The sequence below is a fragment of the Acinetobacter nosocomialis genome, from assembly GCF_041021905.1.
Classification (GTDB): domain Bacteria; phylum Pseudomonadota; class Gammaproteobacteria; order Pseudomonadales; family Moraxellaceae; genus Acinetobacter; species Acinetobacter nosocomialis.
In genome coordinates this window covers 3,098,768-3,116,722 of the sequence record NZ_CP157432.1, presented here as the reverse complement: position 1 = coordinate 3,116,722, position 17,955 = coordinate 3,098,768, and the positions used below count along the sequence as shown (strand labels likewise).

Here is a 17,955-nt window from a genome sequence, read left to right as displayed (position 1 = left end):
GTTAATTATGAGCAACATTCGTCCATTACATGATCGCGTTGTGATTCGTCGCGTAGAAGAAGAAACCAAAACTGCTGGCGGTATTTTATTGCCAGGTTCTGCTGCTGAAAAGCCATCTCAAGGTGAAGTAATTGCAGTAGGTAATGGTCAAATCACTGATAACGGCGTACGTGCTTTGGATGTTAAAGTTGGTGACAAGGTGTTATTTGGTACTTATGCAGGTACAACAGTTAAAGTAAACGGTGAAGAACTCTTAATCATGAAAGAGTCAGACATCTTAGCTGTATTAGAAGGCTAATCGATCCATAACTCAATTCATTATCAGATTCAGTATTTAAAAAGATTCGGAGTTTAATATGTCAGCTAAAGACGTAAAATTTGGTGATTCAGCTCGCTCAAAAATGATTGCAGGGGTAAACGTACTTGCAGATGCGGTTAAAGTGACTTTAGGTCCTAAAGGCCGTAACGTTGTAATCGACCGTTCTTTCGGTGCGCCGCACATCACTAAAGACGGTGTAACTGTTGCCAAAGAAATTTCATTAAAAGACAAGTTTGAAAACATGGGTGCTCAACTTGTACGTGAAGTTTCAAGCAAAACTAACGACATCGCAGGCGACGGTACGACAACTGCAACTGTACTTGCTCAAGCAATTTTAAACGAAGGTATCAAATCAGTAACTGCTGGTATGAACCCAATGGATTTAAAACGTGGTATCGACATTGCAGTAAAAACTGTAGTTGAAAATATCCGTTCTATTGCTAAGCCAGCTGATGATTTCAAAGCAATTGAACAAGTTGGTTCTATCTCTGCTAACTCTGATACTACTGTTGGTAAACTTATCGCTCAAGCGATGGAAAAAGTAGGTAAAGAAGGCGTAATCACTGTAGAAGAAGGCTCTGGCTTTGAAGACGCATTAGACGTTGTAGAAGGTATGCAGTTTGACCGTGGTTATATCTCTCCATACTTTGCTAACAAGCAAGATACTTTGACTGCTGAACTTGAAAATCCGTTCATCCTTCTTGTTGATAAAAAAATCAGCAACATTCGTGAATTGATTTCTGTTTTAGAAGCAGTTGCTAAAACTGGTAAACCACTTCTTATCATTGCTGAAGATGTTGAAGGTGAAGCGCTTGCAACTCTTGTTGTAAACAACATGCGCGGTATTATCAAAGTATGTGCTGTTAAAGCTCCTGGTTTCGGTGACCGCCGTAAAGCAATGCTTCAAGACATCGCGATCTTGACTGGCGCAACTGTTATTTCTGAAGAAGTTGGTATGTCTTTAGAACAAGCGACTCTTCAAGATTTAGGTACAGCGCACAAAATCACTGTTTCTAAAGAAAATACAGTTATTGTTGATGGTGCTGGTGATGCTGCTGCTATCGCTGAGCGTGTTCAACAAATCCGTGCTCAAATCGAAGAATCTACTTCAGAGTATGACCGTGAAAAATTACAAGAACGCGTTGCTAAATTGGCAGGCGGTGTTGCTGTAATTAAAATCGGTGCAGCAACTGAAGTTGAAATGAAAGAGAAGAAAGACCGCGTTGACGACGCTCTTCACGCAACTCGTGCAGCAGTTGAAGAAGGTGTTGTTGCAGGTGGTGGTGTTGCGCTTGTACGTGCCGTAAATGCGCTTGAAGGCTTAAAAGGTGCTAACGAAGATCAAACTGCAGGTATCAACATTTTACGTCGTGCGATCGAAGCTCCACTTCGTCAAATCGTTGCGAACGCTGGTGATGAGCCATCTGTAGTAATCAATGCAGTTAAGAAAGGTGAAGGTAACTTCGGTTATAACGCTGCAACTGGTGAATATGGCGATATGTTAGAAATGGGTATCCTTGACCCAGCTAAAGTAACTCGTTCTGCACTTGAGCACGCTGCTTCTGTTGCTGGCTTAATGTTGACTACAGAATGTATGATCACTGACATTCCTGAAGACAAACCAGCTGCTCCAGACATGGGCGGTATGGGTGGAATGGGCGGCATGATGTAATAAACATCAACGTCTAAATAAAAAATCCCTGCAAATGCAGGGATTTTTTTATTTCTTATATAAATTAAGAAAAAGTTAAGTTGATATTCTTAAACTTATAGTCAGGAACAGTAGCTGTAGTTCCTCTTTTTTGTTACACCATGCTTATCCTCTTATAAGCATGGTTTTTTTTAACCTAATAAAATGATAAGCCATGTCACTGCAATAATTGAAAGCGCGACAAATTGAGCAGCACTTCCCATATCTTTAGCATTTTTAGAGAGTTGGTGTTTTTCAAGTGATACACGGTCAACTACCGCTTCAATCGCAGAATTGAATAGTTCTACAATAATTGCAAATAAACACACAACCACCATAAGTGCATGTTCACCGCGAGTTACATCTAGAAAAAAGCTAGTAGGGATAAGCACAACATTAATTAAAACAATTTGTCGGAAAGCGGCTTCATTTTTATAAGCTGCCTTAAATCCTGAAATTGAATAACCTGTCGCATTCAAGATGCGCTTTAGTCCACTTTTGCCTTTGTAGGGAGAATAACTATTCATTCACTTATATTTTTAACACTTTTCATGCATTATATATCGCGGCCCTTAAAAAAAATATTAAATCTTTTTTAAAGATTTTGACTTTATAACTTGATAGAGAAGAAGAGATGAAAAAATTATTTGTAGCATTAGGACTTGTCATGGGTGGGTTACATGTAAGCTATGCAGAGCCTGCCTCAGCTCAACAAGTACCGGGATATTATAAGCATCAATTTGGTAATTACCGCATTACCTCATTACTTGACGGTACCATCTATTTAGACCCTAAGTTATTTAAAAATTTGAGTCAGGCTGAGAAGACTAAAATTTTAACAAAATACGCCGCTGTTAATGAGAAAGGGGTTCAAACTTCGGTAAATGCATTCTTGGTAGATGACGGTAAAAGTTTAACTCTTGTTGATAGTGGTGCTTCAAGTTGTTTTGGCCCACAGTTGGGTTCAATTGCTAAAAATCTTGAATTGGCAGGCTATCAACTTGCTAACGTGAAAACGGTTTTGTTAACCCATCTACATCCAGACCATGTTTGTGGTATTGCTCAAAATGGAAAAGCTGTATTTCCTAATGCAACTATTTATGCACATGAACGTGAAGCTGACTATTGGTTAAATCCAGCTTCTGAAAAAACTGTACCCGCAGATAAAAAAGAAAACTATTTAGGCACGGTTAAAAATATAAAAGCTGCGCTTGCACCGTATCAAGCGAAAAAAGCTTTCAAGACCTTTAAAGATGGCGATGTCATTCAAGGTTTTGAAGTAATCAATACACAAGGGCATACACCGGGTCACCACAGTTTCCGTTTAAAGAGTAAAAATCAACAAATTGTCTTTGTGGGAGACATTGTCCACTCACATTCTTTACAGTTTGATGCTCCAAAAACCGGCGTAGATTTTGATGTAAATTCTGAGCAGGCAATTAACACTCGTTTGAAAATGTTTGCTGAAATCTCAAATAAACAGCAATGGGTAGCTGCTCCACATTTGCCATTCCCAGGAATTGGCCATGTGTATAAAGTAAATGCAGAGCAATACCAATGGATTCCTCTATATTTTAATAACAGTGTTGATAAGTAAAAAAACAGGGCATTGAATGCCCTGTTTTTTTATTAAGTCTTTAACTATTTAGTTGCTTTCTCAAAATTATTGACTGCTTCACGGCCGAGTGCTGGGTCATCTGTAAAGATACCATCTACACCTGCTTTGAAATATGCTTCAAACTCTTTTAGAGCACCTGTCGGGCAACGCTCGGCAGGTTTGTCGCTACATTTTAAAGGCTGAGGTAAAAAGTTATTTTCTGGACGGAAAGTATATGGGTGTACTTTTAAGCCAGCGGCATGTGCATCGCTAATAAATGAAGTAGTTTGTACTGAACCATCATTATTGAAATTGAGAATATAGTTTTTGCTTGGGCCTACACCATTTGCATATTTAGCAACATCTTTTAAGCTTTGCGCTGTAGCTAAATCACCATATGTTTTAGAAACACCAGATTCAACAAAGTCTGCTGGTCGAGAGGTTTTTGCATCATATAACTGAATGATTTGTGCATGTTTAAGTGTTTTATGTAGATCAAGTTGATCTTTTAAATACTTTAAATTGCTGACTTCGAACGATTGCAAATAGATAGGGGCAATATCACGTGTATATTGATATTTGGCAAGAGTTTTAAGAAGTGTGTCTTCCATGGCCAAATTCTTGTTTTTAAAATAAGTTGGATGTTTGGTTTCAATATATAAGCCAATAATCTTTCCGGTTTTTTTATAATTTGCTTCGGCAAGTTCAATGACTTGTTCAAGTGTTGGAATTGAATACAGATCGTTATAAGCCGTATTTGCTGGTCGGAACTCAGGAATACGTTCACGTGCTTTAACTTGTTGTAATTCATTTAAAGTGAGGTCTTCCGTAAACCAACCCGTTAAATTGACACCATCAATATTTTTTGTGGTTTTACGGTCTGCAAATTGGGCAAGAGTACTGATATTGGTAGTACCACCAATTTCGTTTTCATGACGAGTAACCAATACACCGTCTTTTGTTGAAACCAGATCAGGTTCAATAAAGTCAGCACCATCATCAATCGCTTTTTGATATGAAGCCAAAGTATGTTCAGGACGTAAAGCGCTAGCGCCGCGGTGTCCAATCACTAAAATTTTAGGAAGTTGATATTCTGGTGTAGTTGGAGTTGTTTCGGTTTTATCATCGTCATTGCAACCGACCAAGCCAATTAAACTTAAGCATAAAAGTGCTTTTCTAAACATAATTCTACTCATATTGTTTTAGTTGAAACGACTCAAGTATTAGGATTTAGTTTGACGTGATCATGAAGAATTCATGAATTTTAAGTGACACTATTTAACTGGTTCTTTATTGCTTTGTTGGAAATAGTGAATCACGCTTTGTTTTTGTCTTAATTACATTTATTGTTTTAATTCCACTTGTCTTTTTTACACCGCTCGTTGATGATCACAAGGTCTCAAAGCGGCATTTACTCCTGTTAATTAACGACATCATACCGAGCAGCCATGCTATCTAAATTTTTTATTCAGCGCCCCATTTTTGCCAATGTACTGGCGATCATTGTCATGGCTTTTGGTATTTTTTCGGTGATGCACTTGCCCGTAGAACGGTATCCCGATATTGCACCTCCGAAAATTACAGTGTCGGCAAGTTATAGCGGGGCAGATGCACAAACGGTCGAGCAAAGTGTTACCCAAATTTTAGAACAACAAATACAAGGGATTGATCACTTACTCTATTTTAGCTCATCAAGTGATTCATCAGGACGTAGCCGAATTACCATTAGTTTCGATAACGGAACCAACCCCGATACTGCTCAGGTCCAAGTCCAAAATAGTATTAGTGGTGTCATACGCCGTTTACCCGATGAAGTACAACGTCAAGGGGTGACAGTCAGTAAGTCACTAGGCGATACCTTTATGGTAATTGGTTTATACGACTCGACTGGTAAAACCGGAAATATTGAGCTGTCGGACTATTTAACTACACATGTCGTTGATAACTTAAACCGTATTGAAGGGGTGGGTGAAACGGATGTGTTCGGTTCGCAATATGCGATGCGTATCTGGTTAAATCCAGACAAGTTAAAGCAATATAATTTAATGCCCAGTGATGTGGCTAATGCAATCACTGCTCAAAATACCCAAGTTGCTGCAGGTGCAATCGGTGATTTACCAGTCATTGATGGTCAATATCTAAATACAAAAGTGACGGCAGGTTCTCGACTAAAGACTGTTGATGATTTTAAAAATATTGTCGTAAAGTCAGATAAAACGGCGAGTTATGTTTATTTAAAAGATATTGCAAGAGTTGAGCTCGGTGCAGAAAACTATCAGTCTTTCAACACGATTAATGGTTATCCTGCTGCGGGTGTAAGTATATCTCTGTCCTCGGGCGCAAATGCTATTCAAACTTCTAAGCTCATCCATCAAACCTTAGATCAGCTCGCCGCTAAATTACCAGCAGGCTATAAAATCGTTTATCCACGAGATAATACGCCGTTTGTTCAAGAGTCGATTAAGGAAGTTGTAAAGACGCTTGTAGAAGCCATTATTTTGGTAATTTTGGTGATGTTCCTGTTTTTGCAAAGCTGGCGTGCAACACTCATTCCGAGTATTACCGTTCCGGTTGTGATTTTGGGAACTTTTGCAGTCTTATATGTGCTTGGTTTTAGTATTAATACTTTAACGTTATTTGCACTGGTACTTGCTATCGGCTTGTTGGTTGATGATGCGATTGTGGTAGTTGAAAACGTTGAGCGGCTCATGCATGAACAGCACTTAACTCCAAAAGAAGCTGCAATTGAGTCAATGGGGGAAATTAGCGGTGCATTAGTCGGCATTACATTGGTTTTAACTGCTGTTTTTATTCCAATGTCTTTTTTAGGTGGTTCAATTGGCGTGATTTACCGTCAGTTTTCCATTACTTTAGTTGCCGCTATGGCATTATCGCTTACGGTTGCACTCATTTTAACGCCTGCATTGTGCGCATTAATTTTAAAACCTAATCCTGAACCTATGCGCTGGGCAGTGTGGTTTAACCAAAAAATTGATCAACTTAAAAATAAATATATCAAGCTTGTTCAGACGAGTATTCATTACAGTAAATCGGTTATTGTGATTTTTGTGGCACTGATTGCAGTTTTTATGCTCTTCTACAGTGGTTTAAAAAGCGGCTTTATTCCTAAAGAAGACCAAGGTATTTTAAGTGTGCAAATTAAGCTGGTAGACAGTGCTCCAATTTCTGAAAGTCAGAAAATTGGTGAACAAGTGCGCCAATACTTTCTCACTAAAGAAGATAACAATGTTGATCTGGTTTTAATTCGTTACGGTCGAAATAATGCCGGGACAGGACAAAATTTAGCGCAAGGCTTTATTGCTTTAAAACCTTGGGATGTACGTACGGCGAAAGAGGACTCGGCTGACGCTATACAAAAGCGTGCAATGAAATATTTCAGAAATTTTAGTAATGCTCAAATTAACGTGACCTTACCTCCTTCGGTAAATGGTTTGGGGCAGACTGATGGCTTGGATTTCTGGATTCAAGATTTAAATGGACAAGGGCAAAACTTCTTAGATGGTATGTTCCGTCAGTTACAGGCTCAAAGTAAAAACTATTCAACGTTTGAAAACTTTGATAAGCAGTCTACCAATAGTAAAGCAAATCTGAATATCAAAATTGACCAGAAACAGGCTTTGGCAAATGGTTTGGAACTCTCTGCAATTAATAACACTTTGTCGAGTGCATGGGGCGGAACTTACGTAAACGACTTTATTGATCGTGGACGTATTAAACGTGTCATGATTCAAGGCGATGCCGAGTTCAGATCTAAACCTGAAGATTTATATAATTGGTCTGTGCGTAATAATCAAAATGAAATGGTGCCTTTTAGTTCGTTTGCTAACTTTAGCTGGGGTGGGGCACCAGAAATTGTAAAACGCTATATGGGATATAGTGCTTTACAGTTACAGGCTGATGTTGCCGGTGGTAGCAGTTCTGGTCAGGCTATGAAAGATGTTGAACAACTCGTCAACCAGCAAAAAGATATTGGTTTGGCTTGGACTGGTCTGTCTTTTGAAGAACAGAAGTCGACCAATCAGGCGGTATGGTTATATCTGATTTCGGCAGGTTTTATTTTCTTATGTTTAGCTGCTTTGTATGAGAGCTTAAGTATTCCTGCTGCCGTGATGACTTCTATTCCGCTAGGTGTAGGAGGAAGTGTCATTTTCTCTTATATCTTTGGTTTACCAAATGACGTGTATTTCCAAATTGCACTTCTAACCACGATTGGATTGTCATGTAAAAACGCAATTTTAATTGTTGAGTTTGCTGCATTAGCCCAAGAGAAAGGAAAGAATGCTATTCAGGCCGCTTTAGAAGGCGCGAGCTTGCGTTTAAGACCGATTTTAATGACTTCTTTAGCCTTTGGTGCAGGTGTGATTCCACTTGTATTTGCACAAGGCGCTGGTGCGGTGAGCCGCCAAGAAATTGGTATTAGTATTTTAGGTGGCGTAATGTTTGGTACTGTACTGGTTCTATTCTTTATTCCAGTTATGTATGTGTTATTGCGTTCATTGTTTAAATCGAAAGCTTCAAGTTAAAAGCAAACAATTTAAAAACCGGCGTTAAATCAAGTATATTAAGTTTAACTTCTCTTCATATATTTGATTTAGATGCCTCAAGAAAAAAAACTAACACAGCAGCAGGTCATCGCACTAGAACGGGACCTTGCCAAGTTTGCAACCATGATGGATAGCGCCGTCCGTATTCCTTTTACAAAGCAGGGTATTGGTGCCGATGCTGCTTTAAGTACTATTCCAATTGCTGGTGATGTTGCGGGTTTTGTCCTGACTTGCTACGCCATATATAAAGCCAAGCAAATTGGTGTGCCACAGCACAAGCTTACTCCCGTCATAAAATTGGCTGTAGTCGATGCTGTGGTGGGGTGTGTACCAGTTGCAGGAACCATTTTCGATATTTTTATACGTCCTAGTAGAAAAGCATTAGATGTGGTTCATACCCATATACGTGAAGAATATGCGATTCAAAGTGATATACATGTTATTCACCCGTATTTACATGAAAAGCTTGAAAAGAAACAGCAACACTCAGCCTTCTGGCGTAATCCTGTTGTGAGTTGGCTATGGCTACATATACCGGATTTATTAGGGGTATTGGTGCTTGTTCTGATTGGTTTAGCAATGTGGTGGGGGATTAGTTTTCTTTGGGGACTGGCCCATCATTCAGCCTAATAAAAAAGCCTCCAACTGGAGGCTTTTTTATTTACTGGGTTATGGGCAATCTAACTGATGTAGAGCTGCGACACGCTGTTCAATCGTTGGGTGAGTTTGGAACAAAGCAGCTAAGCTGAAACCTTGTTCTTTACCTTCCGCAATCGCGAACGCTTTCATTTCTTTTGGCATTTGGTCTGGTAACTCTGTTTCAGCTTGCAAACGTAATAAAGCAGAAATCATTGCTTGTTTACCAGCTAAACGTGCACCGGCTTCATCTGCACGGTATTCACGGTAACGAGAGAACCACATTACAATAGCAGAAGCTAGAATACCGAACACGATATCTAAAACCATCGTAATGAGGAAGTAACCCATACCAGGTGCTTCATTGTCTTGACGACCAAAAACATTACGGTCGATAAAATCACCTACTACACGAGCAAAGAACATAACAAAGGCGTTTACAACACCTTGGATGAGTGCCAAGGTAACCATGTCACCATTTGCAACGTGACCAATCTCGTGCGCAAGCACGGCACGTAGCTCATCTTTGTTCATACGCTCAAGTAGACCGCTTGAAACGGCAACTAACGCATCATTTTTATTCCAGCCTGTTGCGAAAGCATTAGACTGATATGAAGGGAAGATACCAACTTCTGGCATATTAATACCAGCACGTTGAGAAAGTTCAGCGACTGTTTGCAATAACCAGCTTTCAGCTTGGTTACGAGGAGCATTTGGGTCAATCAGTTCTGTACCAGTAGTTTTCTTAGCCATCCATTTGGACATAAATAGAGAGACTAAAGAGCCCACCATACCAAACACAAAACAGATGACTAAAAGGTTGCCTAGATTTAAGCCACCCGCGCCATGGTAACTACCGACACCGAAGAGTGACAAAATAATGCCAGCTACAACCAGTACCGCGAGGTTGGTAAGCAAAAACAAACCAATCCGCATCATTGAGAAAATCCTCTTATAAATAAAATATTATCTGATTTATAAATTATAAATCACTCAGCTAATATGCGGCGCTTGGGGGAAAAATTCAAGGAAAAAATAAGGAATCGATACATTCTTTCCGGTATACGAATGTATTCAAATTAAACAAGTTATTTATAAGGCCCGTCTAAATACTAGGGTCGGGGTAATAGATCATTACAATTTTTAGACGATGGGCCTTATTAAAGTATGAGCTGCAAAGTATGCGGTTTTTAATTTTACTCAATTCTGATATGGGCAATTGCCGTTGCATTATTGGTGACATAAGTCCCTGTTGGTGCATCTGTATAGGTGCCATCAGACAATGTCACGATTTGGCGTGCAGAAGAATATTTAACAGGTTTAGCCGATACTTGTTGAGTTGTGGTGGTTTGGGTCAACTCTGGCTGATTTACAGTCTGGGTAGAAATATTTGAATTACTAAAAGATGAAAGGCTTACACCAGAAGAATATAAGTTTTGATATCGACTTGTGACTCGTCGTACATAATCTTGGGTTTCACGGAATGGCGGAATGCCGCCGTATTTATCCACGTTCCCTTCACCTGCATTATAAGCCGCAAGAGCCATTTGCGTATTGCCGTTAAATCGTTTGAGCAACCAACTTAGATATTTAGCACCAGCAAAGATATTTTGCTGAGGATCATAAGCATTAGATACGTTAAAACGGCGAGCAGTAGCTGGCATGAGTTGCATTAAACCTTGCGCACCCACAGGAGAGTGAGCATTCACATTAAAACCAGATTCGGTATGCATGACTGCCTTAATTAGACCTTCGGATACACCATGCTGTTGTGCTGCCTGTTTAATAATATGGTCAAAAGCATTTTTATTTTTGCTATAGCTTGGTAGAACAGAAGCTTCTGAAGCGCCCCAGTTTGTATAACTATGAATATTACTATCGGGGTAGTAAGTCACCTTTACTTTCTTGAGTGAATGGTCATAGCTTTTACGGTTAGTAAGTAAAGTGCTGCCATTTTTGTCTTGGTAAATGTACATTTGACCCGCTAAAGTCGGTGTTATACCTACCGAAAAAGTGGTCATCCCCAGTAAACACGAAAAAAGATATTGAACCGAATTTTTCATTTTATGTTATTCACAATTTTAAGGTATTCGTAACTAGTCAAAGAGTTTATCAAAAAATATTACAGAAAGAAGTTTTGTGTAATTTTTTTTATTTTTGCTCTTTTAAAAAATCAAGCTGTTTTGTTCGAATGATCATCAAAAAAAATTAAAAAAAATTTTTAAAATGATTCTATTGACTTGTCTAACTATTTGAAAATTAAAGGTAAAAATCATTGGTTAAAAAATGATCAATTTAAATAAAACCCTTAACAGAAGGTGAAAACAGTTTGTCAAGTATTAAGAAATCCACAATTTTATCCACAGGTTTTGTGGAAAACTGTGGAAAAGTCCAAAAAGTAAGCATTTTGCGCAAAAAATGAACTCGTCGGTCAAAATGGAGCACCGCTTTTGCATCATGCCTGAGCATTATGACGACTTCAAGAATTGAAACTATTCTTTTGATGCGATTCCCGTCCGAATCATATAAAATTGCGCGGTATTTTTATTTATGGGTATATCTCGTCTATGTACGCGCCAGTTGAGTCCAACGAAGGATTTAATTTTAAGCCTGAACTTCCAACAAGCTCGGCCTATTATCGTTTGCTTAAGAAGCTTCGCCGTCAAGTTGGACATGCCATCCGTGACTTCAACATGATTGAAGATGGTGACAAGGTCATGGTGTGTGTGTCTGGTGGTAAAGACAGTTATACCTTGCTCGACATTTTGTTGCAGTTCAAACGTATTGCACCAATCAACTTTGATATTGTTGCGGTTAACCTTGACCAAAAACAGCCGGGTTTTCCAGAAGATGTGTTACCACGCTATATGGAAGAAAATAACATTCCATATTACATTTTGGAAAAAGACACTTATACCATTACCAAGCGTTTAACACCTGAAGGTAAAACATACTGTGCAGTGTGTTCACGTTTGCGCCGTGGTTCGCTTTATGGCTTTGCTCAAGAAATTGGTGCCACTAAAGTTGCGTTAGGCCATCACCGTGATGACATCATTGCAACTTTCTTCTTGAACTTATTCCATGGCGGTAGCTTAAAAGCAATGCCACCTAAGCTTTTGTCTTCGGATAAGAAAAATATTTTGATTCGTCCTTTAGCTTATGTTGAAGAAAAAGACATTATCAAATATGCAGAATTACGTAAGTTCCCAATTATCCCGTGTAACCTTTGTGGTTCACAAGAGAACTTACAACGTGCCATGCTTAATGAAATGTTGCGTGAGTGGGATAAACAATATCCGAAACGTTTACACAGTATTTTTGGTGCGTTACAAAACGTGTCTCCGTCTCAGTTAGCAGACCGTGATTTGTTTGATTTCGAAGCGCTAGATTCTCAGCGCGAGATCGACTTTAAAGACCCTGAAGAACTTAAAAAACGTTTAGATGTCGTTAACTTAAGTTTTGCTGCTGAATAAAACAATTAAGTAAGTCAATTAAAGGCACTTTATAAACAAGTGCCTTTAATGTATCAAAATACTAAAAAATGAATGTTCCGTACAAAAAGTCATAGCCCAACCTTAAAATTACATGCTATAACAACGCACAAGCAGAAGTGCTTCATATGATGTTGTCTGGATAGGCAACTAACTAGAGAAATTGAACAAATAAATTTGAGGAAGAATCATGCCTGCATTTTTAACTGATGATTGGTTTGCGACTGTCGAAAAATTAACTGCTGAAGCAGGTGATCTTAATTTGCCACCAGCTCTTGCGAATTTGGCAATTAATTTAGTAGTTACAGATGCTTCTGGAAATACCGAATTAGCGTTAGATGGGGGTAAAATCCAAAAAGGTTTGTCTTCAAATGCCAAAACAACTTTAAACATGGATGCTGAAACTTTACGTAAAGTATTCCTAGAGTTTGATATGGCTGCAGCTATGCAAGCATTCATGACTGGTAAAATTAAAGTTCAAGGCGACATGTCTCAGTTAATGGCTTTACAAACAGCTAAACCAAGCCAAGAACAAAAAGATTTGTTCAAGAAAGTATTAGAACAAACAGCTTAATTCTAAAAGAATTCATATAAAAAGCTTACCCCAAGAGGTAAGCTTTTTATTGATACAAACAATGAATTTATCAACTTTTAAAACAATAAAACTAGATATTGATTCGTGTTTGAGCCGTTTTAATATGCTCAAGATAAGCACGGATACGAGTCACATACTGTACCGCTTGTTTGTATCGACCATTTCGCATTTGATTGCGTTGTAAATAGTCATAGAGATTAACCCATTGGTTTGGGTCTTTTCCTTGGGTTTGTAAGCGCTTCTGGATCTGGTTGACTGCTCCCGGACCCATATTGTAGGCCACAAGGGCATACCAGTTACGATCTGGGTAGGGAATATCACCATACTCACTTAGCATGAGATCATAATATTTCGCACCGCCCTGAATGCTTTGCGCTGGATCGCTACGGTTACTTACACCCATTGCCCGAGCTGTACTGTTGGTTAACATCATTAACCCGCGTACGCCTGTTGGTGAAACAGACTCTGGCTTAAGATACGATTCTTGATAGCTCATTGCTGCAAGCAAATGCCAATCTAAATCATACTTGGCCGCGCTTTGTTTAAAGCTGGCTTTGTAAATAGGTAGACGTGTACTTATATCACGTTGAATCGTCGACCAAGACTCAGGTTTTACAACGTTACGGTTGTAAAATGAAGCCAGTTGTTGAGTCAGACCATTTTGCTTGCTTTGACAAACAAAACCACTGGCTGTTTGTGTAAGAGGATCATCTGCTTGTTTAAACACCCAGCTTAAATCGGGATTTAATCCATTTTTTTGCAAATTTACGATGTCACCACAACTTGCAGAAAAAGACATTAAACCTTTGTTCTCGATTGAGCTTAAGCTCGCGGTCGTCATGGCAAGATTTGCTTTACCTTGCTGGACCCACTTGAGTGCGGTGGCGTTATCTGCCACGATTTTGAAGTCCAACTTTACATTTAAGCTTTGTGCATAGTTACGAGCCAAGTCATAACCGAAGCCATGTAAAAATTGATCTTCTTTAAAAACAGTAGTTGGGCTTTCTACAGCAACTACGGTTAATGTGTTGGTGTTAACTACAGTATTGTACTGTAGGGTTTTTCCTGCATTAATACTATGAAAGGGAAAAAACATAGTGCTGAGTGCAAGAACTTTCAATGGGAGAGAAGAAAATAAAGAGCTAAGGCCAAGCCTCGACCCAGAACTTGAATTACTGTGCATGTTGTCTCCGCTACAGATAATTTATGCCCTAAAAGCCAGACAAAAAGCTGCCATAACTTTTAAAAGTTGATAAATTCAATAAGGGGTGGGCAGTCATGACGTCATTCAAAATGACATGAAATGAAAAAAATAAACTATGTAGAAAATCTACAAAGTTTTTGGTTGGGTTAAAAAATACTCAACATTTAAGATGCGCGCATCATAATCTTCAAAAAAAAGATTGTCAAATTTTGAACAATTAAATATTCGATATATCAACATAACAACATGAATTTATTAAGGAAGAAAATTTATACACTTCTGATATGAGTAAATAGGGTATAAAATGCTACATCTTGTAAGCAGTATGTTGTTCATCAGTGGTTTTTTATCATGAAATCTAACTTAATCACTCGGTCAGGACATGACAAATTAGTTGCTGAATTAAAACAACTTTGGCATGGAGAACGACCAGAAATCACAAAGAAAGTGAATTGGGCGGCAAGCCTTGGCGACCGCAGTGAAAATGCCGATTATCAGTACAATAAGCAGCTGCTTAGAAAAATTGATCGACGGGTACGCTATTTAGGAAAACGTTTAGAAGAGTTAAAAATTGTCGATTATGCTCCCGAGCAAGAAGGCAAAGTTTACTTTGGCGCTTGGGTCGAAATTGAAAATGAAGAAGGTGAACAAAAAACTTTACGTATCGTAGGGATTGATGAAATTTATGATCATCATCCTCAACATATCTCGATTGAGTCGCCAATGGCACGTGCACTCTTGAGTAAACAAGTCGATGATGAGGTTGAAGTGCACACTCCTTTAGGTAAAAAGCTTTGGTATATCAATGCAATTCGTTATGAAAAGCCTAAAAATGATGAAATTTAAATAGATTTGTTTTTATTTTGAGCGTTTGAATTAAAAATTAAATAAAAGATTTGCTAACTTGCATTTTTGTTTATATTATAACGCTCGTTGGAAGCGTGGCAGAGCGGTTTAATGCACCGGTCTTGAAAACCGACGAGGGTGTGAGTCCTCCGTGAGTTCGAATCTCACCGCTTCCGCCAAATTCAAGTTTCTGACACTGTTTAACACTATATAAGTTTATGATTTATAAGGTTAAAGTTGGAAATATACGATATGACAAGCCGTGACGCACTACGCCAATCGGTAGTTATAAAGTAGTAAAAAATGCAGTAAGATTATTTCTTACTGCATTTTTTTATGTCTGAATTATGGCGACTCGTGGAATCAATAAGCTTAGTGCTTTACAAGTTAAAAAAGCTAAACCTGATCCTGACAAGATGTATAAGCTGTCTGATGGGGGAAACCTGTACCTGCGTATTGATCAGAGTGGTAGCAAGTACTGGATATTCAATTACACACGTCCATTTTTAGCCAAACGTAATGATTTATCTTTAGGTACTTATCCTGAAGTTTCACTGGATGATGCTCGCACTATTCGTGATGAATATAAGAAGCTCATTAAGCAGGGCATCGATCCAGCAATGGAGCGGATTGAAACCAAGTCCCAGAAACAGAAAGAAGCAGAAAATACCTTTCGTATTGTTGCTGAAGCATGGCTATATAAACGTGAGCTAGAGCAAAAACAGGATGAAGAGACGATCCGTCGTTTAAAGCACGATGTCTATCCCTATATTGGTGATTTAACCTTTCCACAGCTTACCTTGGAAATTCTTGAGATTAAGGTCTTTAAGCGCATTATTGAACGTGGTGCATTGTCAGTTGCCAAACGCCTAAAATCGGACTTGAACCAGATATTTAAGTCAGCACGTAAAAAGAAGCTGATTCAATACAATCCTATTGAGGATATTGAACTGCCCAAACCACAGGGTGGGAACTTTGCAGCCGTGACAGAGGAGCAGGAACTAGCTCCAATGCTCAATAAAATTTGGAACTACTCCAAACTTTATCCACGTTGTTCACATATCACACAAGTGGCGTTAAAAATCTCCGTGTTGACCTTTCAGCGACCTGGGGAGATACGCAAGCTGAAAAAGGAGTATTTCTATTGTGAAGAAAGATGCTTTAAATTTACAGCTAGTAAAACCAAGCAGCTTCATATTGTACCATTGTCAGATCAGGCCTTTGACTTAATTGATTCAATTATTGATCTGCACCCATACAGTGAATACATTTTCGTGGGTCGGGATGGTAAAACTTTTATTTCTGATAATACGATTAACTCAGCGTTAAAACGCTTGGGCTATGCTGGGAAGCAAACGGCACATGGATTACGTGCAACCGCACGAACCATGTTGGATGAAATATTAGAACAACGTGTAGACTTTATTGAGCATCAATTGGCACATAAAGTAAAAGATAATAATGGTACAGCCTACAATCGAACCAAATTTTTAAACAATCGTCGGGAGATGATGCAGGAGTGGGCGAATTACCTAGAATCATTGCTGGATCAGCAACAGTAAAAAGATGAAAATCCAATGATAAAAAAATAGCCTGTCAAACGACAGGCTATTTAATTTATGCTGCTTTAAGCTCTTTGAGTTCAAGCCATTCAATAATCTGGCTTTCAGCCCATGTGGGCATACTTGCTGTTAAATAGGTAGGTTCAGGAAAATCACCCCGACGAATCATTTTCCAGAAGGTGGATTCTGCAATATTCAATATCCCTTTGGTTGCAGGCTTATAAGATAGCTTTCGTCTGCGACCACCACGATCTACATAGTCCTTGGCAGGGCGTTCAGGGTAGTTGACTAAGTCTTTGACACGATAATGCTGTTCTATCATTTTCCACCTCTAGGATTTTATACACATAAATATTAACAGTATGAAAGTATTGATATTGAACATTGCATACTTTCATATGGCTCATGATAGACAGTGGTATACAGTGATAAAAGAACAGTGCATAATTATAAAAAAACATTACTATTATACATTGTTAACATATTGGAATATAAAAATATGTCTATTATAAAATTTGAAGACTTAAATGAATTGGAACAGGAGTTCATTGATTGTCTGTTTACTTATTATGAATCCAGTTTTTTACAAAATGAGGCATGTGGAAATATAAAAACAGCTGATGAGCCAGAAAAAAGAATCATCGTTGCTGAGTTAAGCGATATACAGCGAAAGGTGCTGAACGAGCGACTACACCTCAATGATTTAATTCTGAAAGAAATAAATGAATTTCATCAACTGATTTTAGGTGAGAATACTGTCATTTCACCTATGCAGATAGTAGTACTATTGGAACAGCTAAATGCATTAAAAGACGAGTTTGATACGCTTTCAAATACAATTCAAAAAAAACGTTATAGTGTCATTTTACAGGCTTATCAGGCTCTGGATGAAAATATTTGCACCCAACGCAATTTAAAGATTTTGAAACGAATGAGAGGTATTCGGGCAGTCAAAGTTCGTAATGATAAGAATGTATACCCACGGCATCAAATTCTGTATCGGGTTTTAAGGGATGAAGCTCATAAAAATGGTCGGTGGGAGAATTTATCACAGGCGGTAAAATCAATTTTGCCAATACTTAGACTTGAATATCAAAAAAATAATCTGGTCTGGATTCAGAATGAAATAGATTCTAAGCTGGCATTGATTGAAGAATTGGAAAAGGGACGACTCATTAATTCCCATAATAAACAGAATGAAAATTATCATGGAAAGGTTTATCAGAATCGTAAATATCAGAACAGGATCGACAAACTTCAGTTAGAAATAAACGAATTAATCATTGCTCAGAAGTCAACTGACCCTGCTTTGCTGCTGGGGAAAAAAATACCCTATAACACCATTTATAATGATGAAAGTATTCTTCACCACTTAAGGGATTGTACTGAACTGTTACAGGATATTCTTATTCAAAAGTGATAAGAAGTACTCATAAAAAACAATCATCAG

At 38.4% G+C, this 17,955-nt stretch carries 16 protein-coding genes and 1 tRNA gene; 11 read left to right on the top strand and 6 right to left on the bottom strand.

Features of this window, described 5'->3' with window-relative positions:
• The first annotated feature begins 7 nt into the window (after window positions 1–7).
• Together groES and groL are read left to right on the top strand one after the other, a co-directional pair.
• Window positions 8–298 carry a co-chaperone GroES gene (gene groES / locus ABLC00_RS14525; RefSeq protein WP_000065579.1) on the top strand — a complete coding sequence of 97 codons (291 nt, stop codon included), beginning with the start codon at window positions 8–10 and terminating at the stop codon, window positions 296–298.
• Window positions 299–356: 58 nt separating this feature from the next.
• On the top strand, window positions 357–1,991 hold the full coding sequence (gene groL, locus ABLC00_RS14520; protein WP_002048605.1) for a chaperonin GroEL: 1,635 nt from the start codon (window positions 357–359) through the stop codon (window positions 1,989–1,991).
• A gap of 170 nt (window positions 1,992–2,161) precedes the next feature.
• Here the strand turns inward: groL and ABLC00_RS14515 are convergent, their stop codons facing one another.
• On the bottom strand, window positions 2,162–2,536 hold the full coding sequence (locus ABLC00_RS14515; protein ID WP_004699662.1) for a diacylglycerol kinase: 375 nt from the start codon (window positions 2,534–2,536) through the stop codon (window positions 2,162–2,164).
• Between the two features lie 107 nt (window positions 2,537–2,643).
• On the opposite strand from ABLC00_RS14515, the gene ABLC00_RS14510 reads away from it, so the two are divergent.
• Window positions 2,644–3,606, top strand: coding sequence for an MBL fold metallo-hydrolase (locus ABLC00_RS14510; RefSeq protein ID WP_004885578.1), 963 nt, complete (start codon window positions 2,644–2,646; stop codon window positions 3,604–3,606).
• A 44-nt stretch (window positions 3,607–3,650) separates the two neighbouring features.
• Here ABLC00_RS14510 and ABLC00_RS14505 read toward each other — a convergent pair whose 3' ends face one another.
• Entirely contained in the window at window positions 3,651–4,790 is a 1,140-nt protein-coding gene (locus tag ABLC00_RS14505) for a glycerophosphodiester phosphodiesterase (protein ID WP_004707374.1), read from the bottom strand.
• A gap of 264 nt (window positions 4,791–5,054) precedes the next feature.
• Here ABLC00_RS14505 and ABLC00_RS14500 point away from each other — a divergent pair, with 264 nt between their 5' ends.
• Window positions 5,055–8,150 carry a multidrug efflux RND transporter permease subunit gene (locus tag ABLC00_RS14500; RefSeq protein ID WP_004885581.1) on the top strand — a complete coding sequence of 1,032 codons (3,096 nt, stop codon included), beginning with the start codon at window positions 5,055–5,057 and terminating at the stop codon, window positions 8,148–8,150.
• 72 nt (window positions 8,151–8,222) lie between these two features.
• Window positions 8,223–8,801, top strand: coding sequence for a DUF4112 domain-containing protein (locus ABLC00_RS14495; RefSeq protein ID WP_004707378.1), 579 nt, complete (start codon window positions 8,223–8,225; stop codon window positions 8,799–8,801).
• 39 nt (window positions 8,802–8,840) lie between these two features.
• Here the strand turns inward: ABLC00_RS14495 and htpX are convergent, their stop codons facing one another.
• Both htpX and ABLC00_RS14485 read right to left on the bottom strand, forming a co-directional pair.
• Window positions 8,841–9,746 (bottom strand): protease HtpX, encoded by a 906-nt coding sequence (gene htpX / locus ABLC00_RS14490; protein ID WP_002048489.1) that lies wholly within the window; start codon window positions 9,744–9,746, stop codon window positions 8,841–8,843.
• A gap of 257 nt (window positions 9,747–10,003) precedes the next feature.
• Window positions 10,004–10,870: a lytic transglycosylase domain-containing protein gene (locus tag ABLC00_RS14485; RefSeq protein ID WP_002048562.1), complete on the bottom strand. Its 867-nt coding sequence runs from the start codon at window positions 10,868–10,870 to the stop codon at window positions 10,004–10,006.
• Window positions 10,871–11,374: 504 nt separating this feature from the next.
• Between ABLC00_RS14485 and ttcA the strand changes: the two genes are divergently transcribed.
• Both ttcA and ABLC00_RS14475 read left to right on the top strand, forming a co-directional pair.
• Entirely contained in the window at window positions 11,375–12,280 is a 906-nt protein-coding gene (gene ttcA / locus ABLC00_RS14480; protein WP_002048552.1) for a tRNA 2-thiocytidine(32) synthetase TtcA, read from the top strand.
• A gap of 208 nt (window positions 12,281–12,488) precedes the next feature.
• Entirely contained in the window at window positions 12,489–12,872 is a 384-nt protein-coding gene (locus ABLC00_RS14475; protein WP_001110719.1) for an SCP2 sterol-binding domain-containing protein, read from the top strand.
• A gap of 91 nt (window positions 12,873–12,963) precedes the next feature.
• On the opposite strand, the gene ABLC00_RS14470 is transcribed toward ABLC00_RS14475, so the two are convergent.
• Window positions 12,964–14,076 carry a transglycosylase SLT domain-containing protein gene (locus ABLC00_RS14470; RefSeq protein ID WP_004707379.1) on the bottom strand — a complete coding sequence of 371 codons (1,113 nt, stop codon included), beginning with the start codon at window positions 14,074–14,076 and terminating at the stop codon, window positions 12,964–12,966.
• A gap of 372 nt (window positions 14,077–14,448) precedes the next feature.
• Between ABLC00_RS14470 and greB the strand changes: the two genes are divergently transcribed.
• From greB to ABLC00_RS14455, 3 genes are all read left to right on the top strand, one after another.
• Window positions 14,449–14,943 carry a transcription elongation factor GreB gene (greB, locus tag ABLC00_RS14465; protein ID WP_033846105.1) on the top strand — a complete coding sequence of 165 codons (495 nt, stop codon included), beginning with the start codon at window positions 14,449–14,451 and terminating at the stop codon, window positions 14,941–14,943.
• Between the two features lie 89 nt (window positions 14,944–15,032).
• A tRNA-Ser gene (locus ABLC00_RS14460) sits at window positions 15,033–15,122 on the top strand.
• 168 nt (window positions 15,123–15,290) lie between these two features.
• Window positions 15,291–16,505: an integrase arm-type DNA-binding domain-containing protein gene (locus ABLC00_RS14455; protein ID WP_000235462.1), complete on the top strand. Its 1,215-nt coding sequence runs from the start codon at window positions 15,291–15,293 to the stop codon at window positions 16,503–16,505.
• 55 nt (window positions 16,506–16,560) lie between these two features.
• Here ABLC00_RS14455 and ABLC00_RS14450 read toward each other — a convergent pair whose 3' ends face one another.
• Complete coding sequence (locus ABLC00_RS14450; RefSeq protein ID WP_000572501.1) at window positions 16,561–16,827, bottom strand: AlpA family transcriptional regulator; 267 nt, start codon at window positions 16,825–16,827, stop codon at window positions 16,561–16,563.
• A 177-nt stretch (window positions 16,828–17,004) separates the two neighbouring features.
• Between ABLC00_RS14450 and ABLC00_RS14445 the strand changes: the two genes are divergently transcribed.
• On the top strand, window positions 17,005–17,925 hold the full coding sequence (locus ABLC00_RS14445; RefSeq protein WP_000022452.1) for a hypothetical protein: 921 nt from the start codon (window positions 17,005–17,007) through the stop codon (window positions 17,923–17,925).
• The last annotated feature ends 30 nt before the right edge of the window (window positions 17,926–17,955 follow it).

Coding starts and splice junctions, on each gene's coding strand:
- ttcA (WP_002048552.1), top strand. CDS start 11,375: ATGTACGCGCCAGTTGAGTCCAACGAAGGATTTAATTTTAAGCCTGAA.
- ABLC00_RS14455 (WP_000235462.1), top strand. CDS start 15,291: ATGGCGACTCGTGGAATCAATAAGCTTAGTGCTTTACAAGTTAAAAAA.
- groES (WP_000065579.1), top strand. CDS start 8: ATGAGCAACATTCGTCCATTACATGATCGCGTTGTGATTCGTCGCGTA.
- greB (WP_033846105.1), top strand. CDS start 14,449: ATGAAATCTAACTTAATCACTCGGTCAGGACATGACAAATTAGTTGCT.
- ABLC00_RS14495 (WP_004707378.1), top strand. CDS start 8,223: ATGCCTCAAGAAAAAAAACTAACACAGCAGCAGGTCATCGCACTAGAA.
- htpX (WP_002048489.1), bottom strand. CDS start 9,746: ATGATGCGGATTGGTTTGTTTTTGCTTACCAACCTCGCGGTACTGGTT.
- ABLC00_RS14515 (WP_004699662.1), bottom strand. CDS start 2,536: ATGAATAGTTATTCTCCCTACAAAGGCAAAAGTGGACTAAAGCGCATC.
- ABLC00_RS14510 (WP_004885578.1), top strand. CDS start 2,644: ATGAAAAAATTATTTGTAGCATTAGGACTTGTCATGGGTGGGTTACAT.
- ABLC00_RS14475 (WP_001110719.1), top strand. CDS start 12,489: ATGCCTGCATTTTTAACTGATGATTGGTTTGCGACTGTCGAAAAATTA.
- ABLC00_RS14500 (WP_004885581.1), top strand. CDS start 5,055: ATGCTATCTAAATTTTTTATTCAGCGCCCCATTTTTGCCAATGTACTG.
- ABLC00_RS14450 (WP_000572501.1), bottom strand. CDS start 16,827: ATGATAGAACAGCATTATCGTGTCAAAGACTTAGTCAACTACCCTGAA.
- ABLC00_RS14470 (WP_004707379.1), bottom strand. CDS start 14,076: ATGCACAGTAATTCAAGTTCTGGGTCGAGGCTTGGCCTTAGCTCTTTA.
- groL (WP_002048605.1), top strand. CDS start 357: ATGTCAGCTAAAGACGTAAAATTTGGTGATTCAGCTCGCTCAAAAATG.
- ABLC00_RS14505 (WP_004707374.1), bottom strand. CDS start 4,790: ATGTTTAGAAAAGCACTTTTATGCTTAAGTTTAATTGGCTTGGTCGGT.
- ABLC00_RS14445 (WP_000022452.1), top strand. CDS start 17,005: ATGTCTATTATAAAATTTGAAGACTTAAATGAATTGGAACAGGAGTTC.
- ABLC00_RS14485 (WP_002048562.1), bottom strand. CDS start 10,870: ATGAAAAATTCGGTTCAATATCTTTTTTCGTGTTTACTGGGGATGACC.